Below are 25,957 nucleotides of genomic sequence, written 5' to 3' on the forward strand. Positions count from 1 at the left end.
CGCCCGCCCACTCCAGACACTATATATAGGGGCCTGATCCGATGACGACGCGGACATCCGGGGCCAACATATCTGCCCCGCAGATTCTCTCAAAAACCGGGCAATCCGCTGTTGACTTGAACGTCGCCAGGAGTATAGTCCGCCGCTCTGACGCGGGAGTAAGTGTCCGCGCGCCCTTTTCATTGCCAGAGTATTGACAATGTTCGCAGTCGTTAAAACCGGCGGTAAACAGTACAAAGTCGCCCCGAACGACGTTATCAAGGTTGAGAAGCTTTCCGGCGACGCCGGTTCTTCCATTGATCTTGCCGACGTTCTGATGCTGGGTGAAGGCGAAGACCTCACAGTTGGTGCGCCGACTGTCGAAGGTGCTGTTGTACGCGCCGAAGTGCTTGAGCAGACCAAAGGCGACAAGGTCGTCGTCTTTAAAAAGAAGCGCCGTCAGGGCTATCGCCGGACCCGCGGACACCGTCAGGATCTGACAGTGCTGCGCGTGACCGACATCCTGGCCGACGGCAAGAAGAAAGCTGCGCCGAAGAAGGCCGCTGCCAAGAAAGCTCCGGCGAAAGCTGAAGCTCCGGCAGAGGTTTCGGCCGAAGCCGAGACGAAGGAGTAATCCATGGCTCATAAAAAGGCAGGCGGTAGTTCCCGTAACGGCCGCGATTCCGCCGGACGCCGTCTTGGCGTCAAGAAGTTCGGTGGCGAAGCCGTGATCCCGGGCAACATCATCATCCGGCAGCGGGGCACCAAGTTCCATCCGGGCGAGAATGTCGGCATGGGACGTGACCATACCCTGTTCGCGCTGTCGGAAGGCAAGGTTGCTTTCCGCCGGAAGAGCAACGGCCGCACCTTCGTGGAAGTGGCGCTGGCTGAAGCAGCAGAATAACGCCGCACCCGCTTTCGGGCGGGTCACGGCTGCGGATGAGGGAACGGTCCTTTGGCTGTTCCCTTTTTTCGTGCCCGAATTCCGGCCCCAATTTCGGATCGCCGGCCCGGGTTCTCACTGGATGACATGAGATGAAGTTCCTCGATCAGGCCAAGGTGTTTCTGAAGAGCGGCGACGGCGGCCCCGGCTGCGTCAGTTTCCGGCGCGAGGCTTTCATCGAATATGGTGGGCCGGACGGTGGCGATGGCGGTCGCGGCGGCGCCGTGGTGCTGGAATGCGTCGACGGCCTGAACACGTTGATCGACTACCGGTACCAGCAACATTTCAAAGCAGACAGCGGCCGTCCCGGCTCCGGCGGTAACCGCAGCGGCGCAAGCGGCGGCGACTCCGTGCTGCGCCTGCCGGTCGGCACGCAGGTCCTCGACGACGAGCGCGAGCATGTTATCGCCGATCTGACGAAGGTCGGTGAGCGTATCGTGCTGATGAAGGGTGGCGACGGCGGCTTCGGCAACGCCCATTACAAAACCTCCACAAACCAGGCTCCACGCAAGTCCCTGCCCGGCTGGCCGGGAGAGGAAATGTGGGTCTGGCTGCGGCTGAAACTGATCGCCGACGCCGGTCTGATCGGCCTGCCCAATGCCGGGAAATCGACTTTCCTGTCCAGCGTCACGCGGGCCCGCCCGAAGATCGCGGATTACCCCTTCACCACATTGCATCCCGGTCTCGGCGTTGCCACGGTCGGCAAGGAAGAATTCGTCATTGCGGATATTCCGGGCCTGATCGAGGGCGCGTCCGAAGGCGCCGGGCTCGGCCACCGTTTTCTCGGTCATGTCGAGCGCTGCGCCGTGCTGCTGCATCTGGTCGACGCCACTCAAAACGATCCGGCCGCGGCCTATCGCACCGTGCGCCAGGAGCTTGAGGAATATGGCGGGGGTCTCTCCGACAAACAGGAGATCGTCGCACTTTCCAAGATCGACTCGGTGCCCGAGGAAGATATCCCGGTGCTGGTCGATATGGTGCAGGAGGAAATCGGCCGCGAGGTGATCACCCTTTCAGCCATATCCGGCGCCGGCCTTGATACCGCGCTTTCCGCCCTTATCGGACCCGTTCAGGAAGCGCGCCGCGCGCGTAAGGACGCGGCGGCGAAGGACGACACCGACTTCTCCGAGCCCGAAGACGAAACAGAAGCCTCCGAAGAAACCGGCAAGACTGGAGCCGGCTGGTCTCCCGTATGAGTCCCGACGGTGCCGAACACCTGAAGAGTGCCGGTCTGGACGACGCTGAACGGATCGTCGTCAAGATCGGCTCAGCCCTGCTGGTCGACGAAGACGGCGGTGAGGTCCGGCGCGACTGGCTGAACTCGCTTGCCGACGATATCGCCGAGCTGAAAGCGCGCGGCAAGCAGGTGCTCGTCGTTTCCTCCGGCGCCATTGCTGTCGGACGGCGCCATCTCGGCCTGCCCAAGGGCGCGCTGAAGCTGGAAGAAAAGCAGGCCGCCGCCGCGACCGGCCAGATCCGGCTTGCCCATGCCTATCAGGAAGCGCTCGCCCGCCATGGCATTACGGTCGCGCAGATCCTGCTCTCTCCCGACGATACCGAAGAGCGGCGACGCCACCTGAACGCGCGCTCCACGCTGACCGCGCTGCTCAGCCTCGGTGCGGTGCCCGTGATCAACGAGAACGATACGGTCGCGACCGAGGAAATCCGGTTCGGGGACAATGACAGGCTCGGCGCCCGCGTCGCCCAGATGGTGAGTGCCGATACGCTGATCCTGCTCTCCGACATCGACGGCCTCTATACCGCCGACCCGCGCCGCGACGCCGCCGCCGCTCATATTCCCTTCGTCGAGCTTATCGACGCGGAGATCGAAGCCATGGCCGGAACGGCCGGCAGCGATCACGCATCAGGCGGCATGGTGACCAAGATCGCCGCCGGGAAGATCGCCACCGCCGCCGGGTGCCGGATGGCCATCGCCAAGGGCTACGCGCCGCATCCGCTCCGCGCCGTCAGTGAAGGCGCGCCCGTGACCTGGTTCGCGGCAGCGACCACACCGCGCGGTGCCCGCAAGAACTGGATTGCCGGCTCTCTCACGCCAAAAGGCTCCCTCACACTTGATGAAGGCGCCCTGAAAGCGCTGACCCGTGGCAAGAGCCTGCTCCCGGCGGGTGTCACGGCGGTCGACGGAAGTTTCGAGCGCGGCGATCTGGTGGAAATCCTCGATCCGGCGGGACGGCCGGTTGCACGCGGGCTTTCGGCCTATAGTGCAGCGGACGCCAAGCTGATCGCCGGGTACAAATCCCGTGAAATAGAGCGGGTCCTCGGCTACCGTGGCCGGGACGAGCTGGTCCACAGGGACGATCTGGTGCTTGAGCGCTGACCGGTGCGCACCGGAAGAAATTGGGGAGCGAATGGACCGATGGCCATTCTTGAGATCGACAGCGCAGATAACGGCGATATTGCCGGGATGATGTCCAGCCTTGGTGCGGCCGCGCGTGAAGCCGCGGCCGCTCTGGCCATTGCGACAACGGAACAAAAAAATGCGGCGCTGAAAGGTGCTGCCGAGGCGATCCGTGCCTCCCTGCCGCAAATTCTGGAAGAGAACACGAAAGACCTTGATTTCGCGAGAGAAAAAGGCGTTCGCGAGTCCCTGATGGACCGCCTGAAACTGGATGCGGGCCGGATCGAGGCCATCGCCCAAGGCATGGAAGACGTCGCCGCCCTGCCGGATCCGATCGGCGGTGTGATGGCTGAGTGGGACCGCCCGAACGGGCTGAAAATCGCCCGCGTCCGGGTGCCCCTCGGCGTCATCGGCATCATTTACGAATCCCGCCCGAACGTGACGGCGGATGCCGGCAGCCTTTGCCTGAAATCCGGTAACGCGGCGATCCTGCGCGGTGGCTCCGAGAGCTTCCATTCCTCGAACGCGCTGGTCGAGTGCCTGCATCAGGGCCTGAAAGCAGCCGGTCTGCCGGAAGCCGCGGTGCAATTGATTCCGACCCGCGACCGGGCGGCGGTCGGCGTGCTGCTGACCATGAACGACACTGTGGACATCATCGTACCCCGCGGCGGCAAGAGCCTGATCGAGCGGGTGCAGAAGGAAAGCCGGATTCCGGTCATCGCCCATCTCGACGGGGTCTGCCATGTCTATGTCGACGCGGCGGCGGACCCGTCCATGGCGCGCGATATTGTGCTGAATTCGAAAATGCGCCGGACCAGCGTCTGCGGTTCCGCCGAAACCCTTTTGATCGATGGAAAAGTCGCCGCCGAGCAACTCCCCGGCATCGCCGCCGCCCTTCAGGAAGCGGGCTGCCAACTCAAGGGCGACGCAGCGGCACGGAAAATCGTTCCGGATATGCAAGAAGCGACGGAAGCCGACTGGTCCACGGAGTATCTGGACGCCATTCTCTCGATCCGGGTGCTCGATGGTGTGGATGCGGCAATCGACCATATCAACCACTACGGCTCGCACCATACGGACAGCATCGTGACCAGTGACGACGCAGCAGCCGCGCGCTTCGCCTCACGCGTAGATAGCGCCATCGTGCTGCATAACGCCTCGACCCAGTTCGCCGACGGCGGCGAATTCGGCATGGGCGCGGAGATCGGCATCTCGACCGGCAAGTTGCATGCGCGGGGACCGGTCGGGGCGGAGCAGCTGACCAGCTTCAAATATGTCGTGACCGGAACCGGCCAGACGCGCCCGTGAACGGGCACCTGCGCCAGACGGGCAGCATGTCCGGCACCCTGTCATGATCAAGACCCCCAAGGCCCGTCGCTTCCTGGCCGCCGCGCGCGGCAAGACCATCGCGGTGATGGGCGGGTCCTTCAACCCTGCGCATAAAGGCCATCTCGACGTCGCGCTCTACGCCCTGCGGAAGCTCAAAGCGGACGAGGTCTGGTGGATGGTCTCGCCGCAGAACCCGCTAAAAACCGCTGACGGGATGGCGCCTTTCGCCGAGCGCATTGCGTCCGCCGAGCGGCTGGCCCGGCATCACTCCAGGATCCGTGTCACGGATATCGAGGTTCTGCTCGGCACACAGTTCACAGCCGACACGCTCCGCACCCTGGTCGGCAGCGTCCGGGACGCCCGGTTCATCTGGGTCATGGGAGCGGATAATCTGGTCAGCTTTCATCACTGGGCTGCATGGCAACAAATCTTCAACAGTGTCGTCATTGCAGTTTTCGACCGTCCATCCTATTCTCTAAGGGCCTTGTCGGGCCCGGCGGCCCGCCGTTTTGCCAGGATGCGTATCCGGGAACGTTCCGGGTCGCTGCTTCGCAATCGACGGGCACCGGCGTGGGTGTTCTTTCACACCCCGCTTAATCCGTTGTCTGCTACCCGGATCCGGTATGGAACGGGATAGCAGGACAAACGGACGCTATTCCTGATATATGGCACGCATTGTGGCGCCGTTCCGGATTGACGGGGCTGCATTATTTGATCGGCTTAGCGCCTCTGGCGCGAAAGGAGACAGTCATACCGAAAAAATCCGCTCTCCCTTCAAGGGAAAGCCTCGTCGATCTGGCCTCTCGCTCGCTCGACGATCTTAAGGCTGAGGATCTGGTCGTTATCGACCTCGAAGGCAAAACCTCGATATGCGATTGCATGATCATCGCAAGCGGGCGATCCACCCGCCAAGTCGCCTCTATGGCGGAACACCTCATCGAGAAACTGAAATCCGCCGGCGTGAAGGGAATCTCGGTAGAGGGTCTCTCGCAGGGCGACTGGGTTCTGGTCGATGCCGGTGACATCATCGTGCACCTGTTCCGCCCGGAAGTCCGCGAATTCTACGGACTTGAGAAAATGTGGGGCAGCGAGCTCGCAGACAGCGGCAGGACCGTCCAGGTCGGCGGCATGGACGATGCCCGGGAATTTGCCCACGCCTGAGTAACCGATCGGATGCTGGCGCGGCGCCGACAATTTGAACCGGCGCCCGCCTCGACATCGCCCGGTCACGGAAAATATCCATGAAACTGACCCTCGCTGCGGTCGGCAAAGCCCGTCGTGACGTTCATTCGGACCTGTTCGCGCATTACAGCGGGCGCCTTTCCTGGCCGCTGGAGCTTCGCGAAGTCGATATCCGCCGCAAGCTCCCGCCCGAACAGATGCAGGAAGAAGAAGCAACACAGCTCCTGGCCCTCGTGCCAGACGGTGCCATCGCCGTGGTACTGGACGAGCGGGGCAAGACGCTTTCGAGTGCTGAATTCGCGGGCAGGATCGGTGGCTGGCGCGATGACGGCATCCGCGACATTGTGTTCCTGATCGGCGGCGCGGACGGACATCATGATCGCGTCCGTCACCGGGCGGATCTGCTGTTCTCGCTCGGCCGGGCAACCTGGCCGCACATGCTGGTACGCGGGATGATCGCCGAACAGCTGTATCGGGCGCAGCAAATTCTGGCCGGACATCCCTATCATCGGGAATGACCCTATCATCATCATCGGGATGACCAAGGGCCCCTAATTCTGTATAAACCGGGACATGACCGAGCAGCTGAACAAACCGCGTCCCGTCGTCCTGTGCATCATGGACGGCTGGGGACAGCGTACCGAGCGTGACCACAATGCCGTCGCCCTCGCAAACACCCCGAATGTCGATCGACTGACCGCCTCCGAGCCGAGCGGCTACATGCGCGCCAGCGGCGCCGATGTCGGCCTGCCGGACGGCCAGATGGGCAATTCCGAAGTCGGGCACATGAATCTCGGCGCCGGGCGCGTGATCATGCAGGACCTGCCCCGCATCAGCAAGGCCGTAAGCGATGGCACCCTGGCCGAAATACCCGCGCTGAAGGAATTGATCGAAAAAGCCAAAGCCGGCACAGGCCGCTGTCATTTGCTCGGCCTCACATCTCCCGGCGGCGTGCATGCGCATCAGTCTCATATCGCAGCCCTCGCGCAGGTGCTCACGGATGCCGGTGTCGACGTCCTGGTCCATGCCTTCCTCGATGGCCGGGACACCCCGCCGAAAAGCGCGCGGGGCGATATCGAACGCCTGCTGGCGGATCTTCCGGACGGCGCGAAGATCGCTACCATCTCCGGCCGCTTCTATGCCATGGACCGGGACAATCGCTGGGAACGTGTTGAAAAGGCCTACAAGGTTATTGCGGAAGCGGAAGGAAATGCCGCCGCCGATCCGCTCTCGGAAATCGACCGGGCCTATGCAGCCGGTGAGACCGACGAGTTCGTTACTCCAGCGGCAATGCCGGGCTATGACGGCGTGAAGGATGGCGACGTCCTGCTCTCCGCCAATTTCCGGGCTGACCGGATGCGGGAAATCCTGGCCAGCCTGCTCGATCCCGAATTCGATGGCTTTGTCCGCGCGCGCCCTCTCAAATTCGCCGCTGCCGCCGGGATGGTGAGTTATTCGAGCGCGCTCGACCCGTTCCTGTCGGTGCTGTTCCCCGCACTCGACCTGAAGAACACCCTCGGCGAGACGGTGGCAAAAGCGGGTCTCGCCCAGCTACGCATGGCCGAGACCGAGAAATATCCGCACGTCACCTTCTTCCTGAATGGTGGCCGCGAGGAAGTGTTCGATGGCGAGGACCGGATCATGGTGCCGTCACCGAAAGTGCGGACCTATGACCTGCAGCCCGAAATGTCCGCGCCGGAGCTGACTGAAAAACTGGTCGATGCCATCGAAAGCGGCAAATACGACCTGATCGTCTGCAACTTCGCCAACCCGGACATGGTCGGCCATACCGGCAGTCTGGAAGCGGCGATCAAGGCTGTGGAAACCGTGGATGGCGCTGTCGGCAAGGTCGAAGCGGCCCTGCGCAAGACCGGCGGCTGCATGTTCCTGACAGCCGATCACGGCAATTGCGAATTGATGCGGGACCCGGAGAACGGCGGCCCGCATACGGCGCACACAACCAATCTGGTGCCGACCGTTCTGGTCAATGCCCCGGCCGGGATCGAGAGCCTCGCAACCGGCCGCCTAGCCGACGTGGCGCCAACCCTGCTGGACCTGCTCGGCCTGGCCCAGCCGGCGGACATGACAGGCACCTCCATGTTGCGCTCCAGCGCCGCCAGCGCGGCAGAGTAGCGACGGCGCGCGGCATGACACGCGCCCCATGTACCCGCGCCCCATGGATCCCCGCCATGAGGAGCAAACGCGGCATCGCAAGCCCGGTGCAGGTCTTCGTCGCGGCGCTCGCAGTGGCTGGCCTGCTTGTCGGGACGATGCCGGCACGTAGCGCCGACCCGCTCCCCGAGGCGGAAACCCTGAACCACAATCTCGACCAGGTGGAAAAGGCACTGCAAAGCGGTGTCGCGCGCAAGCGTGACCTGGACGAGCTCGCAGACAGCGTGGAGCAGGAACTGCAGCGCCTGCGGCACGCGCTGGTCCAGGCTGCCGAAGCCACGCAGGAGCGCGAAGCGGCACTGACCGCCGTCGAGCAGAAACTTGCAGATCTCAAAAGCAAGCGCACATTGAGCGCGGAGGTTCTCGGGGCGAAGAAGCGGCAGCTCGCCCGGGTCTCCGGCGCCCTCCGCCGTCTGGCCGCACGACCGCCGGTCGCCATGGTCGCGTCTCCCGCCGATCCGCTCGATACCGTGCACACGGCCATGCTGCTCAGCTCTCTCGCGCCGAGCCTGCGCCGGGACGCCGGACAACTCGCAACCGAGATTGCCCGGCATGAAGCCGTCGAGCGCGGCATCATGGAGGAAAAGCGGCGTCTTGCCTCGGCGACGAGCGCGCTCGATCGCGAACGGGCAACCGTCACCGCTCTTCTCAAGGAGAAGCAGGAAGCAAGGCAGTCGATGGTCCAGGAGCGATCAGCAGTCGTCGACAGGCTGAATGCGCTCGCCGCCTCGGCACGGGATCTGCGCGACCTGATGCAGAAAATCGAACGCCACAAGGCAGCGGGCGACAAAGCACGGGCCCGGCTGGATTCGATGGTCCAGAAAGACGCAGTACCTTCCGGCGAGAGTGCCGTGGCGCCGGGCGCCGCACCGGCCGATACCGTCAGCGCAACGCCCGGTAATGCCGCTGTCTCACCGGATTTCGTCGCAGACCTGCCAGCCGGCCCGGAGATTGGCGCGAGCAAGGGCGGGCTGACCTATCCGGCCACCGGTGAGATCAGCCAGCGATATGGTGCCGCGAACCGGTTGGGCCTGACCGAACAGGGGGTTGTGATCGCGACACGCGAAAACGCTCAAGTCGTTGCCCCTTTTGACGGAAAAGTCATTTATGCCGGACCGTTTCGCGGATATGGTCAGATTGTGATGATTGAACATGGTCAAGACTACCTTACCTTGATGGCAGGTATGTCCTTGGTCGATGTTCAGGTCGGGCAGGGCGTGCTTGCAGGCGAGCCTGTGGCTCGCATGGGAGATGTCGGGACGGGTGCAGACGGAACAGAGGGGCTCTATGTGGAGTTTCGCCACAATGGTGCCCCGATCGATCCGTTACCATGGTGGTCCGCGCGCACGAACAAGGTAAGGCGATGATGAAATCGATCCGTCAGACGAAATTCTGGACCACAGCCGCTTTGGTTGGTGCCGTGGCCGTAACCGCATTGCTGTTCGCGCCGCCATCGGAAGATGCCAAGGCGCAACTGAAGCCGACCCATGACACCTACGACCAGCTCAAGCTGTTCGCCGACGTGTTCGAACGGGTGCGGTCCGAATATGTCGAGGAAGTCACCGATCAGGAGCTGATGGAAGCGGCCATTAATGGCATGCTGACCAACCTCGACCCGCATTCAAGCTTTCTCAATTCCAAGAGCTTCCGCGACATGCGGGTGCAGACCAAGGGCGAGTTCGGTGGCCTCGGCATCGAGGTTTCCATGGAGAACGGCCTGGTCAAGGTCGTCTCACCCATCGACGACACACCCGCGGCGGAAGCCGGTCTGGAGCCAGGCGACCTGATCACCCATCTCGATGGCGAGCCGGTCATGGGCCTGACCCTCGGCCAGGCGGTCGAAAAGATGCGTGGCCCGGTCGATTCCGATCTGACCATCTCCATCCGGCGCGGCACGAAAGAGCCGTTCGACGTCACGCTTACCCGTGCGGTCATCAAGATCCGGTCCGTGCGCTCGCGGATGATCGACGATGTCGGCTATATCCGCATCACCACTTTCAACGAGCAGACGACTTCCGGTCTGCGCACGGCGATCGAGAAGATCAAGGCCGAGAAGGGCGACAAGCTCACCGGCTATGTGATTGATCTGCGCAACAACCCGGGCGGCCTGCTCGACGAGGCGATCACGGTATCCGACACCTTCCTTGAGCAGGGCGAAATCGTGTCCACCCGCGGCCGCGATCCGGAGAACGCATCCCGCGTTCACGCCAAGCCCGGCGACCTGACCGACGGCAAACCAATCGTGGTGCTGATCAACGGCGGCTCGGCCTCGGCCTCCGAAATCGTCGCCGGCGCCTTGCAGGACCATCGCCGCGCGATCCTGCTTGGCACCAAGAGTTTCGGCAAGGGATCGGTCCAGACCATCATCCCGCTTTCCGGCCAGGTCGCCATGCGACTGACCACGGCGCGCTATTACACGCCGTCCGGCCGCTCCATCCAGCAGACAGGGATCGAGCCGGACATCGACGTGCCGCTGGCCCGGATCGAAAAGCTCGATAACGGACGGGGACGTCGTGAAGCCGACTTGCGCGGCGCCCTGAACAATCCTGCAGGCAATGGCGACGCCGCGCCGGCAGGAACTCCGGAAGACGCAGACGACACAGCAGAGACAAAGCCCGAGCAGGAAGATTACCAGCTCGCCCGGGCCATTGATCTGCTGCGCGGCATTGACCTTTACCAACAGCGCATCGTGAATTGAAGCTACCCATACCAAAAATCAGCCTGAAGCTGCCGGGACTTCCGTTTCGTAAACGGAACCCGGCAGAGGGCGCTGAAGACGATATCGCCGGCGAAGGCAATCCGCCGCGAAAGACCAGCCGGATTGGCAAAATCCTGCGCATCACCGGAATGGCGGTGCTTGGCGTCTCCGTCATCGGAGGCCTCGGCGCCGTCGTCGGATGGCTGGTGGTGAACGGTCCGGAAACCGTCGCCGAGCGCGAGGCCCGCCGGCCAATCCTGAAGGTCTCCGTCCTTGAGGACGGTGCCGTCCCGGAGTCGAATACAAGCCTCGACAACAAGCCTGCGCCGAAGCCCGACAGTCATGGCGACGATCACGCCATGGCGGGCGCTGAGGGCGACGGGCACGGAAGTCCGGAGCAAGGTGCGGCACCGGATGGGCAGGACGCCAATGGTACCGGCCAGGCCGGTACTGAGCCCGCACCGGAAGAACAGAAGGGTCCGCGGTTCGAACTGGCGCTTGTCGAGGAAACCGAGAAGGGCATGCTCCCGATGGTGGCTCCCGACGGGCGCAAAGCCTGGGAGACCTACGCCAGGCCCTTCGACGGAGATACAAAACTTCCCCGGATCGCCATTATCATGACCCGAATGGGCGTGTCCCGCTCCCTGACAGAGGCGGCAGCCGAAATTCTCAGCCCGGAGATCTCGTTCTCCTTCTCTCCCGCGGCGAGCGATCTGGACGATCAGGTCGCGATAGCCCAGCGGGCGGGGCATGAGATTTTTCTCGATATTCCCATGGAACCGTTCGGGTACCCGATCAACGACCCCGGCCCCTTGACGCTGCTGACGTCGCTCAGTGCGGTCGACAATCTCAATCGGCTGGAATCAGCGCTCGGCAGGACCGTCGGCTATGCCGGCGTGATCGGCGTGAAAGGATCGCAATTCACCACTGACGAAGAAGCGCTGACGCCAGTCCTCGCGGTCCTGAAGGAACGCGGGTTGATGTATGTCGACAGCGCCGCGACCTCACGGACCATCGCGCTGGAAATCGCGGGTTCCATCCAGCTTCCCCGGGCCGTGGCAAATGCAAATATCGACGACAATCCGGCTATTTCGGAAATGGAGCGGCGGTTCGCTGCCCTGGAGCGCACCGCACAGCGCACCGGATACGCACTCGGTGTCGTCCCGCCCCTGCCGATGACGATCGATATGCTCGCAACCTGGTCCGCAACGCTTGCCGAACGTGGCTTCACGCTGGTGCCAGTAACATCCATCGCGAACAAGCAAAGCCTGCGCTAGACACACTTAGAATGGATCATGCCGCTTATGGCGCCTGAACCTGCCACTCTCCCCTACCGTCCCTGCGTCGGGATTGTCCTGATCAATGACGAGGGCAAGGTTTTTATCGGCCGGCGTGCAGATATGAAGCCCGCTGCCTGGCAAATGCCCCAGGGCGGCGTAGACGATGGCGAGGACCCACTGCAGGCCGGCCTGCGCGAGCTCGCCGAAGAGACCGGCGTCACCGCCTGTGAGGTGCTCGACATGACACCGGACTGGCTGACCTACGATTTTCCGCCAGAAGCTATCCGAAAGGGGATCAAATCCCGGTATCGCGGACAGAAGCAGAAATGGGTCCTGGCCCGCTTCACCGGTGCCGACAAGGATATCCACCTGTCCGCCCATACTGTCGAATTCGATGCCTGGCGCTGGGCCGACAGCGATGAGGTTCTTCGCCTGATTGTGGAATTCAAGCGACCCGTCTATCAGGCAGCCCTCGACCGGTTCGCACGTTTTCTGTCGCGCTAGCTAGTCTTCTTGCCTTCAGCCGCCGGACTGATAGGGTTGGTCTTGACCGTCAGCCGTCACCGTGACGTTTCCGCACGATTGCCGACCATCGGTTGAGCATAACATAAGGCCAATTACACAATGTCCGGGGCCGCGAACAACCTTCCACAGACATTCGAGCGCCGCGGGACTTGCGTCCCCTTTGCGTCCGTACCGGCGTTCAACCATCTCCGCGTGCGTGAGTATCTGGGCGGGCGCGGGCGCGTGCTGGAAGCGACGATCCCGAATTTCTCCGGCACCCGCCGGGGAGAGTTCGCCATAGTCGACTGGAAGCAGATCCCGAGCATGGGCGTCTTGTCCGAGCGTGACGAGGAAGTTCATGGCAGGATATTAGGCACACGGAATGCGCAGGATCTGGATCCGCTCAATATCCGTTCCATCCTGCAACAGGCCGATGCCGCCTATAACCCGGACGAGGAAACCCGCCGCCTGGCCCGCGAGCAGGCACAGCGCGACCTTGAGGAAAAAGAGATCGTCCGGATGTCCTGTATCGCCCAGATGACACGCGAGTGCGGCGTGGCGCAGGGTGACGCCTTCATGGCACGGGCGAGCACGCAAACCCTGCTGAATTTGATGACCGGGAAGAGTGCCGTCGCCGAGTTCCGGATGGACGAGTTGGTCTCGAAGGTGATGTCTCACACGGCATTGCGCGCCGGCTGTACGGTCAACGAGGTACGGGACTGGCTTGAACCGCTCGTCGGCCTCATCGCACCGTTTGGCTCTGTTGCTTCCGACAAGGAGAAAAAGACCGACGGCTTCCTTTTCCGCCAGCATCTCCGATTGCTGGAACTTCGGGGCTCACTGCAGATCTATGCATCTGAATCGCGGCCCGAGGTGGCTGATTCAATCAATCTTGTTCTCAGGGTGGTGGATCAGACCATCGGCTATGTGAGCGAGCGGATTGTCACCCTTGATAGCCTGCTGGCGAGCATCGCCGGGATGTTCTCGAAGGTCGATAATTCTGTCGCCAAACTGCAGAAGCTGCGGCGGGAAGTCGCGTATGGGCTGGATGGTTGGGACGACCTTGTATCCATCTGGCTGGACGCGTTTGAGAACAGGCACTTGATTGGCGGTGAAGCGGGTCTGGAACGGGCGATCATCCATATTCTGTGGCATCTGCCCGTATTGCCGTACAAGGAACTGCATGGCGATGCGTTCGACGCCCAGTCTTCGGTTGAACGGGCACGGGTCAGGATCGTCAGCCAAATGCATTCCTGGCAGACCGACGAGCTGGATCACGAGCTGAAAGACCGGGTCGAAAAGGGCAAGGAAAAGGCCAGCGAGGAAAAATCCAGCTGGTAGGGATCCCTCGATATACCGCTCTGGCAAGCAGCCAAAGCAAAACGGCCGACGCAAGCGCCGGCCGTTTCGTTATTTCAGTGTCTTTGATCCAGGCGTTTAATCGGCCGCGGCGCGAAGCGCTTCCAGGATCTTGATCCGGCGCTCGATCCGTTCACGATCGAGCTCTTCCTTCGCGTCCTTCAGATCATCACGCAGGTCGGAAATCTCAGAGTCGACCTTGGCTGTGTCGACATCCTTCAGCACCTGAGCGTCTTCGGCCAGCACCGTGCAGCGGGTCTCCGTCACTTCGGCGAAACCGCCGGCAACGAAGATCCGTTCGGCGACGGAGCCGTTCTGATGGATATCAATCACACCGGGCTCGAGGGTCGAGATCATCGGCGCGTGGCGCGGCAGCACACCGAAATATCCTTCAGTACCCGGGACGACGACCATTTCGGCCGCTTCCGAGTAAAGAAGCTTTTCCGGCGATACCAGCTCGAACTGTGTCGTCTCGGCCATGTCTATGGCTCCACTCCGTTAGGCGGCCTGAATTAAGCCGCTTCCGCCGCCATTTTCTTGGCCTTCTCGACGGCTTCCTCGATGGTGCCGACCATATAGAAGGCGCCTTCCGGAAGATCGTCGTATTCGCCTGCAATGATGCCCTTGAAGCCCTTGATGGTGTCTTCGAGAGAAACCAGCTTGCCCGGAGAACCGGTGAAGACTTCGGCAACGTGGAACGGCTGGGAGAGGAAACGCTGGATCTTCCGGGCGCGAGCCACGGTCTGGCGATCTTCTTCCGAGAGCTCGTCCATGCCGAGAATGGCAATGATGTCCTGCAGGGACTTGTAGGTCTGCAGCACTTCCTGCACCGAACGGGCGATCTGATAATGCTCGTCACCGATGATCCGCGGATCAAGCATCCGGGAGGTGGAGTCGAGCGGGTCAACAGCCGGGTAGATGCCGAGTTCGGCAATCTGACGGCTGAGAACCGTGGTCGCGTCAAGGTGCGAGAAGGACGTGGCAGGTGCCGGATCGGTCAAGTCATCGGCCGGCACGTAAATAGCCTGAACCGACGTGATCGAGCCCTTCTTGGTGGTGGTGATACGTTCCTGCAGCATACCCATGTCGGTCGCCAGGGTCGGCTGATAGCCCACCGCCGACGGGATACGACCAAGAAGCGCGGACACTTCGGAGCCGGCCTGCGTGAAACGGAAGATGTTATCCACGAAGAACAGCACGTCCTGGCCTTCTTCGTCGCGGAAATACTCAGCCTGGGTCAGACCGGTCAGCGCGACACGGGAACGGGCACCTGGCGGCTCATTCATCTGGCCATAGACCAGGGCTGCCTTGGACCCTTCGCCGTCCGGCACGATAACGCCGGATTCGACCATCTCGTGGTACAGATCGTTACCTTCACGGGTACGCTCACCAACGCCCGCGAACACGGAGTAACCACCGTGCGCTTTCGCGACGTTGTTGATGAGCTCCATGATCAGAACCGTCTTGCCCACGCCGGCGCCGCCGAACAGGCCGATCTTACCGCCCTTGGCATACGGTGCGAGCAGGTCAACGACCTTGATGCCGGTGACCAGAATCTCGGCTTCGGTGGACTGCTCGGCAAAGGACGGAGCCTGACGGTGGATCGGGGATTTGTTCTTGGTCTTGACCGGCGCGCCATCATCAACCGGGTCACCGATGACGTTCATGATGCGGCCCAAGGTTTCCGGACCGACCGGAACCATGATCGGGGAGCCGGTATCTTCCACCGGCTGACCGCGGACCAGACCTTCTGTTCCGTCCATGGCGATCGTACGAACCGTACGCTCACCGAGGTGCTGAGCAACCTCCAGAACCAACAGATTGTCGCCATTTTTCGTATGCAGGGCGTTCAGGATGGCCGGGATCTCGCCGTCGAACTGAACGTCGACAACGGCGCCAATTACCTGTGTGACTTTGCCTGTCGCATTCTTAGCCATAAGTCAGCTCCAAACCTCTATCCGGGATATCCGGATCCTCGTTAATTCCATTCGATCGAGAGTATCTTCAGTACGGCCTAGACGGCCTCGGCACCGGAGATGATCTCGATAAGTTCCTTAGTAATGTTCGCCTGACGCGCCCGGTTGTAGTTCAGCGTCAGCTTGTCGATCATATCGCCTGCGTTCCGCGTGGCATTGTCCATCGCGGTCATCCGGGCTCCATGTTCACTGGCATTGCTTTCCAGCAGCGCGGTGAAAATCTGCGTCGCGACATTACGCGGCAGCAACGCAGCCAGAATAGCTTCTTCGTCCGGCTCGTACTCATAGAGAGCGCCGCTCTCAGAAGCGGACGAATCCTCTTCCACCTCCGGCACACTTGCCGGAATGATCTGCTGGTTGGTGATGATCTGGGTCATCGCCGACTGGAAGCGGTTGAACAGCAGGCTGCAGATGTCGAAATCTTCGTCTTCGAACATCTTCAGGATCTGGGCCGCCAACTCGTCGGCCGAAGCAAAGGCCACGCCCTTACGGGTCACGTCCTGGACGGAGCCGACGATGATATCGCCGAATTCGCGCTTCAGGGCATCCTTGCCACGACGGCCGACGCAAAACAGCTTGACCGTCTTGCCTTCACCACGAAGCGCTCGAACACGCTGGCGCGCCGCCCGGATGATCGTGCTGTTGAAACCACCGCACAAGCCCCGGTCTGCCGTGAAGACCACCAGGAGGTGGATATCGTCACGACCGGTTCCCGACAGCAGCTTCGGACCACCGGCCTGCGTCGCGGCGCCTGCCAGCGATGCAATCATCCGGTTCATCCGCGCGGCATAGGGCCGGGAGGCTTCCGCCTGTTCCTGGGCACGACGGAGCTTAGCCGCCGCGACCATTTTCATGGCAGAGGTGATCTTCCGCGTCGACTTGACGCTGTTGATCCTGATCTTCAGGTCCTTGAGGGTGGCCATGTATGCTCCTCGCTCTGCTCGCTAGCTGCCGATCCTCAGGCGAAGGTCTTGACGAAGCCGCTGAGGAATGCCTTCAGCTTTTCTTCGATATCGGCGGTCAGCGCCTGCTCGGTACGGATCGCGTCAAGGATGTCCTTACCCTTGGCACGGACTTCCGAGAGATAGGCCTGCTCGAAGCGGGTCACATCGCCGAGCGGCAGCTCGTCGAGATAGCCACGCACACCGGCATAGATCACCGCAACCTGCTCTTCCACCGTCAGCGGAGAGTACTGCGGCTGCTTCAGCAGCTCGGTCAGACGAGCACCACGGGCCAGCAGCTTCTGCGTGATCGGGTCAAGGTCCGACGCGAACTGCGCGAAGGCCGCCATTTCACGATACTGCGCGAGCTCCAGCTTGATGGAACCGGCAACCTGCTTCATCGCCTTGATCTGAGCGGCGGAACCAACACGGCTAACCGAGAGACCGACGTTCACGGCCGGGCGGATGCCCTGATAGAACAGTTCGGTCTCGAGGAAGATCTGACCGTCGGTGATGGAAATCACGTTGGTCGGAATGTAAGCGGAGACGTCGCCGGCCTGGGTTTCGATGACCGGCAGCGCGGTCATGGAACCTGCACCCTGATCGTCGTTCATCTTCGCCGCACGCTCGAGGAGACGGGAGTGCAGATAGAAGACGTCACCCGGGAATGCTTCACGCCCCGGAGGACGACGGAGAAGCAGGGACATCTGGCGATAGGCAACGGCCTGCTTGGACAGATCGTCATACACGATGACGCTGTGCATACCGTTATCGCGGAAGAACTCACCCATGGTGCAGCCGGTATACGGTGCCAGGTACTGCATCGGCGCCGGCTCGGAAGCGGTGGCGGCTACGACGATGGAGTATTCCATCGCGCCGTAGTCTTCCAGAGTCTTCACGATCTGAGCAACGGTGGAGCGCTTCTGGCCAATCGCGACATAGATGCAGAACATCTTCTTGCTGTCGTCGTCGCCGGCGGCGTCGTTGGTGGCTTTCTGGTTGATGAAAGCATCGACTGCGATAGCGGTCTTACCTGTCTGACGGTCACCGATGATCAGCTCACGCTGGCCACGGCCGACCGGGATCAGGCTGTCGATGGCCTTGAGGCCGGTCTGCATCGGCTCATGCACGGATTTACGCGGCATGATGCCCGGCGCTTTGACTTCAACACGCTTGCGCTCGACATTTTCCAGCGGACCCTTGCCGTCGATCGGGTTACCGAGACCGTCGACAACACGACCCAGCAGGCTCTTGCCGACCGGAACGTCCACGATGGAACCGGTCCGCTTGACCGTGTCACCTTCTTTGATTGAACGGTCGTCGCCGAAGATAACGATACCGACGTTATCGTCTTCAAGGTTCAGCGCCATGCCCCGGATACCGCCCGGGAACTCGACCATTTCACCAGCCTGGACCTGATCCAGACCATAGACGCGGGCGATACCGTCACCGACGGAGAGAACCTGGCCGACCTCGGCCACTTCTGCTTCGGTACCGAAATTCGCGATCTGTTCCTTCAGAATCGAAGAAATCTCAGCGGCGCGGATATCCATCAGCCAACACCTTTCATGGCAAGCTGCAAACGCTGCAGCTTGGAACGGATTGAATTGTCGATCATGCGCGAACCGACACGCACGACCAGTCCGCCGATCAAAGCCGGATCGACAGAGAGATTAACGGAGACCTTCTGACCAACGCCCTTTTTCAGAGCCTCGGAGATGTCGGAAAGCTGGGCTTCGCTCAGCTCGACAGCAGAGGTCACATCGGCCGTCACTTCACCGCGCCGGGCGGCAAGCTGGGCCAGGAAAGCAGTAATCATCGCGTTCATCGCGAATAGACGGCGGTTGGACGCGACCGTACCGAGGAACTTCTGGGTCAGCGCATGCGCTCCCATCTTTTCCAGCACCGCCGCGATACCACGCGTCTGTTCTGCCCGCGTCAAAACCGGGGAACGCACCAAGCGAGAGAGGTCCGGGCTTTCGATCAGAGCCTGCCGCAGGGATTTCAAATCCCCCGCAACGGCATCCAAAGCCTTTTCCCCTTCCGCCAGCTCATAGAGGGCGGAAGCATATCTTCCGGCCAAGCCTGTCGTTTCGGAAGCCACCAGGGAACGCCTCATTCCAGAGATTATCGCCGTTTACCGGGCACCGTTTCGGTAGCGCACCGTTTATCAGCGAATATTGACCAATAAAAACCCTCGTCGACGGCAGTTTCCGCCAAGCGCGGCGGTTCTCTAGCATAGAGGTTCAGACCGTGCAAGCGGTGGGTTGTCGCTTCTCGCAGGGTGGGCGGCATAGTCCGGAAGGCTACGGGGCTCAGAGGAAACTGTAGGGATCTATATCCACCGCCACACGAACCGAATTTGGAACCTCGATACGACCGAGCCAACTGCGCAGAACCGCTTGAATATTAACGTCGCGCCGGGTCTTGATCAGCAAGCGACGGCGGTGCCGGCCGCGAAGCAATGCCAGCGGTGCCGGCGCAGGTCCAAGCACGGAGACGCCGTCGAAATCCGGCGCCGCGCGACCGATCCGGCTGGCCACCATATCCGCCTGATTTGGATCCGCCGCGCTGACGATGATCGCGGCCAGACGCCCAAACGGCGGCATGCCCTGTTGTTCCCGCGCCGTTGCCTCTTCCGCGAGAAAGCCGTCGCGGTCCCATGCGGCTATCGCCTTCAGCACCGGATTTTCCGGCTGATGGGTTTGCAGCAGCACCCGGCCCGGATGTTCCGCCCGGCCCGCCCGGCCCGCCACCTGATGCAGCAATTGGTAGGTCCGTTCCGCCGCCCGGAGATCGCCACCGGCAAGGCCGAGATCCGCATCCACCACACCGACCACAGTCAGTTTCGGGAAATGATACCCCTTGGCCACGATCTGGGTACCGAGCAGGATATCAACCTCGCCCGCCCTCACGCTCCGGACGAATTCGGCCGCAGCGGCGGGTCCTTGCAGGGTATCGCTGGAGACGATCTGGAACCGGGCATCGGGGAAAATAGCCGCGACTTCCTCTGCCATCCGCTCGACGCCAGGACCGCTGGCTACGAAACTGTCTTCGGCAGCGCATTCTGGACAGGTTTTCGGCAACCGCGCGCTATAGCCGCAATGATGACACTGCAACCGGCCCAGCAAACGATGCTCGACCAGCCAGGCCGAGCAACTGGGGCATTCCAGCCGGTGTCCACAGGCCCGGCAGAGCGTGAGCGGCGCATAGCCCCTGCGGTTGAGGAAGACCAGCGACTGCTCGCCAGCAGCAAGCGCGCCCGTGATCGCCTCGATCAGCGGCCGGGAGAGCCAACGTCCACGTTGAGGCTGTTCCCGGCGCAGATCGACAAGCTCCACCGACGGCAAGGTCGCGGCGCCATGCCGGGCGGTCAGGCGGAGCTGGCTGTAGCGGCCATTCTCGACATTGCGCATGGTTTCCAGTGCAGGTGTCGCGGAGACCAGGACGACCGGACAGGGGGTCAGGCTGGCACGAACCACGGCCATGTCCCTGCCATGATAGATCACCCCTTCCTCCTGCTTGTAGGCGGATTCGTGCTCTTCATCGACCACGATCAGACCGAGATTCGGGAACGGCAGATAGAGGGCCGACCGGGCGCCAACCAGCACCCGGACCTTGCCCTCGGCGATCTGGCGCCAGGTGTGACGGCGGCGGCGCGGCTTCAGCTCGGAATGCCATTCCGCCGGGCGCACGCCGAAGCGCGCCTCGAACCGGTTCAGCCACTCCGCCGAGAGCGCGATTTCCGGCAACAGGACCAACACCTGCCTGCCTATGCGCAGCGCGGTCGCGACCGCCTCGAAATAAACTTCTGTCTTGCCCGCTCCTGTCTCACCATCAAGCAGCACCGGCGCGAAACTCTCGGCGCTGACCGCCTCACACAGCGCATCAGCCGCCTCCTGCTGCTCATCGGAGAGTGGTGTTGTCCGTGGCAAGTCCGGATCGGGCTCCGGAAAGGGCGTATCCGCCGGCAGGGCGACACTCGCCAAGCCCCCGGCTTCCGCCAGCCCCTTCACCACGGACGTGCCGACCCCGGCCTCATCCGCGATCTCCCGCGCCGTCCGCGGCGGCCCGTCCGCCAGCAGCTCCACCACCCGGCGCCGCGCCGGTGTCAGTCGCAGCCCCTGCGCTTCCACCGCCTCGACCCCGCCGGAAAGCGCGGCATAGGCCGTGACCGGTTTTGCCGGCTCGAACGCATCGGGCACACTGATGGCCATGCGCAATACGGCGCCCTGGGCGGTCAGCGTGTAGGAAGCCGTCCAGTCGACCAGCTTCAAAACGGCCTCCGGCAGCGGCGGCACCGGCAGGGCGCGAATCACCGGCTTCAGTCGGCTTCGTGCCACCTGACCGCTCTCCGGATCTTCCGCCACATCAAGGGCCCAGACCACACCCGTGGTGCGCCGGTTGCCGAGCGGCACCTCGACGATACTGCCGCATTGCAGCGCCATTTCCGCGTCCGCCAGATAGTCGTAGGGACCAGCCAGCGGCAGCGGAATCAACACCTGAATACGACGGGACTCGTCGGGGAAAAGATCGGACATGCGGCGGAGTGTCGAACACCTCGCCACACTCCGCAACGGTCTCGGTTTTGTAGCGGCGGGCCGCCGGCCTCACGGGGACGTGCCGGGCCTCCTGTTTCCTGCAGTTCCGTGAAAAGCCGGTGACGTTACCCCGGCGTCACTGGCACCGGCCCCCTGTATGCGCTAGACTCGCCTCGTCGATTCGGCCATACGAGGCTCGGATTCACCACCTGCCGAGGATACAGGACGACATGAAGTTTTTCATCGACACTGCGGATGTTGCGGAGATCAAGGATCTGGCCGCCACCGGTCTCGTGGACGGGGTAACGACCAACCCGTCACTCATCGCCAAATCAGGCCGCCCGATCCTCGAAGTGATCAAGGAAATCTGTGACGTCGTCGACGGCCCGGTCAGCGCGGAAGTCACCGCGACCGACCACGAGACGATGATGAAAGAGGCCGCTCTGCTGCTCAAGCTGGCCGACAACATCGCCATCAAGGTGCCGCTGACCGTCGACGGGCTGAAGACCTGCAAGGCGCTGAGCGACGACGGCATTCAGGTCAATGTCACTCTCTGCTTCTCCGCCGGGCAGGCATTGCTGGCCGCCAAGGCCGGTGCCGCCTTCATTTCGCCCTTCGTCGGACGGCTCGACGATATCGGCATCAATGGCATGGACCTGATCGCGGATATCGCGGACATCTACGCCAACTTCGATTTCGACACGGAAATCCTCGTCGCCTCCGTACGCGGCCCGCAACATGTCATCGACGCAGCCAAGCTTGGCGCCGATGTCGCCACGCTGCCGCCGGCCGTGCTGCGCGCCCTGTATAATCACCCGCTTACCGACAAGGGTCTCGACGCCTTCCTGAAGGATTGGGCGAAGACCGGCCAGAGCATCCTCTAGGGACGGGCGACAAGCGATGACAGGCAAGGGCTCCGCGGCGGAACCGGGCAAGAAGAGCGTCAAGCAGGCGGCAAATCAGCCTGCCCCGATGCTGACGGCCGGACAAGTCGCGGACTACCTTTCCTCCCATCCGAACTTCCTGATCGAGCACCCGGAACTGATCGACATCCTGACCCCACCGAGCCGGACCAGCGGCGAGGCGGTGGTCGACATGCAGCATTTCATGCTGGAGCGGTTACGCTCGGAGAATCAGAAGCTCAAGGATTCCCACGCCGGGCTGGTCTCCACCGCGCGCGGGAACCAGTCGACCCAGAACCGCATCCACGCGGCGATATTGCGCATCGTCGCAGCGAATTCCTTCGACAACCTGATCCAGTCCGTGACGATCGACCTTCCGGTCATGCTCGGCATCGACGTGGTGACGATCTGCATCGAGGCTGGCGACGTGCCGATCCCGAAGGCCTATGCCTCGGGCGTGCGCTCCATCCCGGCCGGCACGATCGATCGCAAGATCGGCGTCGGCAAGGACGTCCTCCTGGCCGCCAATGTCGAAGGCGATGAAGCTATCTTCGGCTCGGCCGCCGGTCTGGTCTCGTCCATGGCGCTGGCGCGTATCCAGGTCAGCCCGCACTCGCCGATGGGCCTGATGGCCTTCGGGACACGGGACGCCGAGGCCTATCATCACGGGCAGGCCACGGAGCTTCTGAGCTTCCTTGCCCGCACCACGGAGTTGACCATCCGGCAATGGCTGAACCTTCCGGGCTGACACATACCGAGACCATCACGGACCTGGCTGGCGCGACAGATGCCTGGAGACAATGGCTGACGAGCGAAAAACGCGCCTCGGCCCATACCCTCTCCGCCTATGAGCGGGATCTCGAACAGTTTCTCGATTTTCTGCAGGACCATCTGGGCACAGCCCCCGGCATATCTGACCTCGCCGCATTGAAGCCCGCAGACTTCCGGGGATACCTGGCCCGCCGGGTATCGAAAGGCTTTGCGAAAACCTCCACGGCACGGGCCCTTTCCGTCGTGCGCGGGTATTTCCGCTTTCTCGAACGGCGAGGCGTACTCTCGAACGCGGCTGTTTTCTCAATCCGGGGACCGCGCATTCCTGTCTCGGTACCGAAAGCGTTGACCGTCACCGAAGCGGCGGAAACCCTCGATGCCATGGGAGATCTCGCGTCGGAGCCGTGGATCGCCGCCCGCGATGTCGCTCTCGTCTCCCTGCTTTACGGCGGCGGGTTGCGGATCGGCGAGGCACTGGCGCTCAATCGCAGCGATTACCCGATTGGCGACACTCTCTCCATCACCGGCAAGGGCAACAAGCAGCGCATCGTGCCCATACTGCCCGCCGTCCGCGCCGCCATCGACGATTATGTCGCCCGTTGCCCCTATCGCGGCAGCCCGGACGATCCGTTGTTTCTCGGCGCCCGGGGCAAACGCCTGCAGGCCGGTGTCGCCCAGCGCGCCATGCGGCTGGCACGGGGCTGGCTGGACCTGCCGGAAACCGCGACGCCGCATGCCTTGAGGCATTCCTTCGCGACACACCTGCTGGCCGGCGGTGGCGATCTGCGGGCTATCCAGGAACTGCTCGGCCATGCCTCTCTGACCACCACGCAACGCTATACCAGCGTGGATGCGGAGCGGCTGATGGACGTACACAGCCGGGCACACCCGCGCGACCGCTAGCGCGCGCCTAGTTCCGGAAGAAGATCAGTTTGCGGTCCTCTTCCCAGTCCGGCACCCAGAAGTAATAGTGCAGGTCGCACATCCCGTCCTCGAGGATGATCGCGACCGGACAGGCGCCGTCGATACCGGTCATCTCCCGCACTTCCTCCTCCATTAATCGCTCCAGAGAGATCTTCGGCGGCGGGTTACCATCGCCGCACAAACCCATCTGGTTCGCGCTGTCGAAGAATGTCACCACTCCCTCCGAGACCAACTTGCCGTCCTCATGAGTCACCACGGCCATCAGGAACATGGGCCCGTCCGGATTATCGTGGCTTACATACCCGGCGACCTTGTCCTGAAAACCGTCGCAGGTGACGTCCCCGGTCTCGACCTGCCAGTCGTGGCGGAAGACGTTCTGGCCACCCTGGAACCGCATCTCGGCATTGAGGTCGCCCTCCGTCACATCCTGGGCCCTGGCACCGCCGCACCACAGAAACACACATCCAAAGGCAATCAAGACAATCCGCATCTTCCAGGCACTCCTTATCCGCTTCGCCCGAGTGAGCTTGCACAGCCCTTTCGGCTCGGCCATGCTCCATACATATTCATCCGGCGGTCACGCTCATCCGCGCGAACCGCCTCACTAACCATACCGTCCAAACAGGGAACCGCCGATGCCCGAGATTGCGCATAAAGGCTACGCGCCGACTATCTGGGAAAATCTCGCCAGTGCACCGCATCCTTCCCTCAGTTTCCAGAGCTCCTTCTGGCATTCCGTCGCCCCAGCCGGGCCGGTCTGCACCCGCCTTGAAGGTGAGGCGCGAACGGAGACAGCCATTGTCGGCGGCGGTTTTCTCGGTCTTTCGACAGCACTGCATCTAGCCGAGGCCGGGCACAACGTCACTCTGCTGGAAGCGGACGAGGCCGGGTTCGGCGCTTCGGGACGCAATACCGGTTTCGTCGTACCCAACCTCCTCACCGGTCTCGACCCGCGCTATGCAAAAGAGAAATTCGGGCCGGAGAAAGGCGATTTGCTGGTTCGCATGCTCGGTGAAGGCGGCGACTTGGTATTTGATCTGATCAAGCGTCACGAAATTGATTGCTGGGGCAAACAAACCGGCTGGATGCAGCCGATCCATACGGGGAAGAAAACAGCCTGGCTGGAAGACCGGGTGAAACAATGGCAAGACCTTGGCCGGCCGGTGAAGCTGCTGTCCCGCGACGAGGCGGTGGCCGAGACCGGCTCCGAAGCCTATCACGGCGCGTTCCTGGACCCGACCGGCGGCCATATCAACCCGCTCGCCTTCGTGCGCGGGCTGGCCCAAGCCGCCGTGAAGGCCGGTGTCACGCTGCATATCGACAGCCGCGCCAACGAGATCGCCAAGCAAGGCAGCGAGTGGCACCTGAAGACCGACCACGGCACGCTGATCGCCGACCGGGTGCTGCTGACCACCAACAGCACAGGTGGCGGGCTGGCGCCGAAAGCGGAAGGCACCCAGTTCCCGATCACCCTGTTCCAGGTGGCGACCCAGCAGCTTGATCCGGAGCTGCGCAAGAGTGTGCTGCCGAACGACCGCTGCTCGGCCGATACCCGCAAGGACTTGATCGCCTATCGCTGGACGAACGACAACCGGATCGTCACCGGCGGCCTGCTGGCAAACCCGCTCGGATCATTGGAACGCGGGCGCACGCACCATCTCGGCCGTCTCCAGGAACTGTTGCCGCAACTGCCGAAGCTGGAGCCAGAATTCGCCTGGCAGGGCCGCCTTGCCGCCGCACGGGATTACATGCCCCGGCTCATGCGCCTCGGCGACGGTGCGTTCTCCGCCATCGCCTGCAACGGACGCGGTATCGCCATGACCACCGCCCTCGGCCGCAAGCTGGCCTACTGGCTCTCCGGCGGCGCCAACGAGGACCTGCCGCTGCCGATCACCGCTCCGGACCCTGTGATGTTCCCGAAGCTGGCCCCACTCGCCTTCTCTGTATGGCTGCCGCTGAGCCGGCATCAGGATGCGAAGGATATGAGGAAGTAATCTCTCTATCCCTACATCGTCATCCCGGGCTTGACCCGGGATCTCCCGAGGCCGCACTCCGTCCGAGGATCATAAAGATCCCGGGTCAAGCCCGGGATGACGA

General features: G+C 62.5%; 24 protein-coding genes and 1 pseudogene. 18 read left to right on the forward strand and 7 right to left on the reverse strand.

Annotated features, from left to right (window positions below):
- Window positions 1–199 precede the first annotated feature (199 nt).
- The 14 genes and pseudogenes from rplU to VOI22_RS17580 all read left to right on the forward strand — a co-directional run.
- Window positions 200–508 (forward strand): annotated as a pseudogene (gene rplU, locus VOI22_RS17515) (50S ribosomal protein L21); the annotation flags it as partial.
- Between the two features lie 108 nt (window positions 509–616).
- Window positions 617–883: a 50S ribosomal protein L27 gene (rpmA, locus tag VOI22_RS17520; protein WP_028466096.1), complete on the forward strand. Its 267-nt coding sequence runs from the start codon at window positions 617–619 to the stop codon at window positions 881–883.
- Window positions 884–1,014: 131 nt separating this feature from the next.
- The gene (gene obgE, locus VOI22_RS17525; protein ID WP_323797746.1) at window positions 1,015–2,118 is read left to right on the forward strand and encodes a GTPase ObgE; all 1,104 of its coding nucleotides are present in this window, start codon (window positions 1,015–1,017) and stop codon (window positions 2,116–2,118) included.
- Complete coding sequence (gene proB / locus VOI22_RS17530) at window positions 2,115–3,260, forward strand: glutamate 5-kinase (RefSeq protein ID WP_323797748.1); 1,146 nt, start codon at window positions 2,115–2,117, stop codon at window positions 3,258–3,260. Before obgE ends, proB begins: the two co-directional genes overlap by 4 nt.
- Before the next feature lie 39 nt (window positions 3,261–3,299).
- On the forward strand, window positions 3,300–4,589 hold the full coding sequence (locus VOI22_RS17535; RefSeq protein ID WP_323797749.1) for a glutamate-5-semialdehyde dehydrogenase: 1,290 nt from the start codon (window positions 3,300–3,302) through the stop codon (window positions 4,587–4,589).
- 43 nt (window positions 4,590–4,632) lie between these two features.
- Window positions 4,633–5,247, forward strand: a complete 615-nt coding sequence (locus VOI22_RS17540) for a nicotinate-nucleotide adenylyltransferase (protein WP_323797750.1) — start codon at window positions 4,633–4,635, stop codon at window positions 5,245–5,247.
- 74 nt (window positions 5,248–5,321) lie between these two features.
- Window positions 5,322–5,771: a ribosome silencing factor gene (rsfS, locus tag VOI22_RS17545; RefSeq protein ID WP_416366260.1), complete on the forward strand. Its 450-nt coding sequence runs from the start codon at window positions 5,322–5,324 to the stop codon at window positions 5,769–5,771.
- 80 nt (window positions 5,772–5,851) lie between these two features.
- On the forward strand, window positions 5,852–6,310 hold the full coding sequence (gene rlmH, locus VOI22_RS17550) for a 23S rRNA (pseudouridine(1915)-N(3))-methyltransferase RlmH (RefSeq protein WP_323797751.1): 459 nt from the start codon (window positions 5,852–5,854) through the stop codon (window positions 6,308–6,310).
- Between the two features lie 55 nt (window positions 6,311–6,365).
- Window positions 6,366–7,925 (forward strand): 2,3-bisphosphoglycerate-independent phosphoglycerate mutase, encoded by a 1,560-nt coding sequence (gpmI, locus tag VOI22_RS17555; RefSeq protein WP_323797752.1) that lies wholly within the window; start codon window positions 6,366–6,368, stop codon window positions 7,923–7,925.
- Between the two features lie 56 nt (window positions 7,926–7,981).
- Window positions 7,982–9,331: a murein hydrolase activator EnvC family protein gene (locus tag VOI22_RS17560; RefSeq protein ID WP_323797753.1), complete on the forward strand. Its 1,350-nt coding sequence runs from the start codon at window positions 7,982–7,984 to the stop codon at window positions 9,329–9,331.
- Window positions 9,328–10,662, forward strand: coding sequence for a S41 family peptidase (locus VOI22_RS17565; protein WP_416366261.1), 1,335 nt, complete (start codon window positions 9,328–9,330; stop codon window positions 10,660–10,662). Before VOI22_RS17560 ends, VOI22_RS17565 begins: the two co-directional genes overlap by 4 nt.
- Window positions 10,659–11,939, forward strand: a complete 1,281-nt coding sequence (locus VOI22_RS17570; RefSeq protein ID WP_323797754.1) for a divergent polysaccharide deacetylase family protein — start codon at window positions 10,659–10,661, stop codon at window positions 11,937–11,939. The genes VOI22_RS17565 and VOI22_RS17570 overlap by 4 nt, the downstream gene beginning before the upstream one ends.
- Before the next feature lie 27 nt (window positions 11,940–11,966).
- A complete protein-coding gene (locus VOI22_RS17575; RefSeq protein ID WP_323797755.1) occupies window positions 11,967–12,446 on the forward strand; it encodes an RNA pyrophosphohydrolase in 480 nt (159 codons plus the stop codon).
- A gap of 120 nt (window positions 12,447–12,566) precedes the next feature.
- Window positions 12,567–13,787, forward strand: coding sequence for a hypothetical protein (locus VOI22_RS17580; protein WP_323797756.1), 1,221 nt, complete (start codon window positions 12,567–12,569; stop codon window positions 13,785–13,787).
- Window positions 13,788–13,883: 96 nt separating this feature from the next.
- Here VOI22_RS17580 and VOI22_RS17585 read toward each other — a convergent pair whose 3' ends face one another.
- From VOI22_RS17585 to VOI22_RS17610, 6 genes are all read right to left on the reverse strand, one after another.
- Window positions 13,884–14,285, reverse strand: coding sequence for a F0F1 ATP synthase subunit epsilon (locus VOI22_RS17585; RefSeq protein WP_323797757.1), 402 nt, complete (start codon window positions 14,283–14,285; stop codon window positions 13,884–13,886).
- A 32-nt stretch (window positions 14,286–14,317) separates the two neighbouring features.
- The gene (gene atpD, locus VOI22_RS17590) at window positions 14,318–15,742 is read right to left on the reverse strand and encodes a F0F1 ATP synthase subunit beta (protein ID WP_028466107.1); all 1,425 of its coding nucleotides are present in this window, start codon (window positions 15,740–15,742) and stop codon (window positions 14,318–14,320) included.
- Window positions 15,743–15,819: 77 nt separating this feature from the next.
- Complete coding sequence (locus VOI22_RS17595; RefSeq protein WP_028466108.1) at window positions 15,820–16,704, reverse strand: F0F1 ATP synthase subunit gamma; 885 nt, start codon at window positions 16,702–16,704, stop codon at window positions 15,820–15,822.
- 35 nt (window positions 16,705–16,739) lie between these two features.
- Window positions 16,740–18,275, reverse strand: a complete 1,536-nt coding sequence (gene atpA / locus VOI22_RS17600; RefSeq protein ID WP_323797758.1) for a F0F1 ATP synthase subunit alpha — start codon at window positions 18,273–18,275, stop codon at window positions 16,740–16,742.
- Complete coding sequence (locus tag VOI22_RS17605) at window positions 18,275–18,826, reverse strand: F0F1 ATP synthase subunit delta (RefSeq protein WP_323797759.1); 552 nt, start codon at window positions 18,824–18,826, stop codon at window positions 18,275–18,277. Before VOI22_RS17605 ends, atpA begins: the two co-directional genes overlap by 1 nt.
- A 211-nt stretch (window positions 18,827–19,037) precedes the next feature.
- Entirely contained in the window at window positions 19,038–21,263 is a 2,226-nt protein-coding gene (locus tag VOI22_RS17610) for a primosomal protein N' (protein ID WP_323797760.1), read from the reverse strand.
- 230 nt (window positions 21,264–21,493) lie between these two features.
- Here VOI22_RS17610 and fsa point away from each other — a divergent pair, with 230 nt between their 5' ends.
- Genes fsa through VOI22_RS17625 form a run of 3 tightly spaced genes read left to right on the forward strand, consistent with a single transcriptional unit; the run spans window position 21,494 to window position 23,839 of the window.
- Window positions 21,494–22,147, forward strand: coding sequence for a fructose-6-phosphate aldolase (gene fsa / locus VOI22_RS17615; RefSeq protein WP_323797761.1), 654 nt, complete (start codon window positions 21,494–21,496; stop codon window positions 22,145–22,147).
- 16 nt (window positions 22,148–22,163) lie between these two features.
- A complete protein-coding gene (locus VOI22_RS17620) occupies window positions 22,164–22,913 on the forward strand; it encodes a DUF484 family protein (protein ID WP_028466113.1) in 750 nt (249 codons plus the stop codon).
- Entirely contained in the window at window positions 22,892–23,839 is a 948-nt protein-coding gene (locus tag VOI22_RS17625) for a tyrosine recombinase XerC (protein WP_323797762.1), read from the forward strand. The genes VOI22_RS17620 and VOI22_RS17625 overlap by 22 nt, the downstream gene beginning before the upstream one ends.
- A 7-nt stretch (window positions 23,840–23,846) precedes the next feature.
- Here VOI22_RS17625 and VOI22_RS17630 read toward each other — a convergent pair whose 3' ends face one another.
- Window positions 23,847–24,350, reverse strand: a complete 504-nt coding sequence (locus VOI22_RS17630) for a hypothetical protein (RefSeq protein WP_323797763.1) — start codon at window positions 24,348–24,350, stop codon at window positions 23,847–23,849.
- A 145-nt stretch (window positions 24,351–24,495) separates the two neighbouring features.
- Here VOI22_RS17630 and VOI22_RS17635 point away from each other — a divergent pair, with 145 nt between their 5' ends.
- Window positions 24,496–25,854, forward strand: a complete 1,359-nt coding sequence (locus VOI22_RS17635; RefSeq protein ID WP_323797764.1) for an FAD-binding oxidoreductase — start codon at window positions 24,496–24,498, stop codon at window positions 25,852–25,854.
- Window positions 25,855–25,957: the final 103 nt, after the last annotated feature.

Origin of the sequence: Nisaea sp. (genome assembly GCF_034670185.1) — a bacterium.
GTDB lineage: Bacteria > Pseudomonadota > Alphaproteobacteria > Thalassobaculales > Thalassobaculaceae > Nisaea.

Bases quoted from the DNA above. Each gene is read 5' to 3' on its own strand.
- rpmA (WP_028466096.1), top strand. From the start codon at position 617: ATGGCTCATAAAAAGGCAGGCGGTAGTTCCCGTAACGGCCGCGATTCC.
- obgE (WP_323797746.1), top strand. From the start codon at position 1,015: ATGAAGTTCCTCGATCAGGCCAAGGTGTTTCTGAAGAGCGGCGACGGC.
- proB (WP_323797748.1), top strand. From the start codon at position 2,115: ATGAGTCCCGACGGTGCCGAACACCTGAAGAGTGCCGGTCTGGACGAC.
- VOI22_RS17535 (WP_323797749.1), top strand. From the start codon at position 3,300: ATGGCCATTCTTGAGATCGACAGCGCAGATAACGGCGATATTGCCGGG.
- VOI22_RS17540 (WP_323797750.1), top strand. From the start codon at position 4,633: ATGATCAAGACCCCCAAGGCCCGTCGCTTCCTGGCCGCCGCGCGCGGC.
- rlmH (WP_323797751.1), top strand. From the start codon at position 5,852: ATGAAACTGACCCTCGCTGCGGTCGGCAAAGCCCGTCGTGACGTTCAT.
- gpmI (WP_323797752.1), top strand. From the start codon at position 6,366: ATGACCGAGCAGCTGAACAAACCGCGTCCCGTCGTCCTGTGCATCATG.
- VOI22_RS17560 (WP_323797753.1), top strand. From the start codon at position 7,982: ATGAGGAGCAAACGCGGCATCGCAAGCCCGGTGCAGGTCTTCGTCGCG.
- VOI22_RS17565 (WP_416366261.1), top strand. From the start codon at position 9,328: ATGATGAAATCGATCCGTCAGACGAAATTCTGGACCACAGCCGCTTTG.
- VOI22_RS17575 (WP_323797755.1), top strand. From the start codon at position 11,967: ATGGCGCCTGAACCTGCCACTCTCCCCTACCGTCCCTGCGTCGGGATT.
- VOI22_RS17580 (WP_323797756.1), top strand. From the start codon at position 12,567: ATGTCCGGGGCCGCGAACAACCTTCCACAGACATTCGAGCGCCGCGGG.
- VOI22_RS17585 (WP_323797757.1), bottom strand. From the start codon at position 14,285: ATGGCCGAGACGACACAGTTCGAGCTGGTATCGCCGGAAAAGCTTCTT.
- atpD (WP_028466107.1), bottom strand. From the start codon at position 15,742: ATGGCTAAGAATGCGACAGGCAAAGTCACACAGGTAATTGGCGCCGTT.
- VOI22_RS17595 (WP_028466108.1), bottom strand. From the start codon at position 16,704: ATGGCCACCCTCAAGGACCTGAAGATCAGGATCAACAGCGTCAAGTCG.
- atpA (WP_323797758.1), bottom strand. From the start codon at position 18,275: ATGGATATCCGCGCCGCTGAGATTTCTTCGATTCTGAAGGAACAGATC.
- VOI22_RS17610 (WP_323797760.1), bottom strand. From the start codon at position 21,263: ATGTCCGATCTTTTCCCCGACGAGTCCCGTCGTATTCAGGTGTTGATT.
- fsa (WP_323797761.1), top strand. From the start codon at position 21,494: ATGAAGTTTTTCATCGACACTGCGGATGTTGCGGAGATCAAGGATCTG.
- VOI22_RS17620 (WP_028466113.1), top strand. From the start codon at position 22,164: ATGACAGGCAAGGGCTCCGCGGCGGAACCGGGCAAGAAGAGCGTCAAG.
- VOI22_RS17625 (WP_323797762.1), top strand. From the start codon at position 22,892: ATGGCTGAACCTTCCGGGCTGACACATACCGAGACCATCACGGACCTG.
- VOI22_RS17630 (WP_323797763.1), bottom strand. From the start codon at position 24,350: ATGCGGATTGTCTTGATTGCCTTTGGATGTGTGTTTCTGTGGTGCGGC.
- VOI22_RS17635 (WP_323797764.1), top strand. From the start codon at position 24,496: ATGCCCGAGATTGCGCATAAAGGCTACGCGCCGACTATCTGGGAAAAT.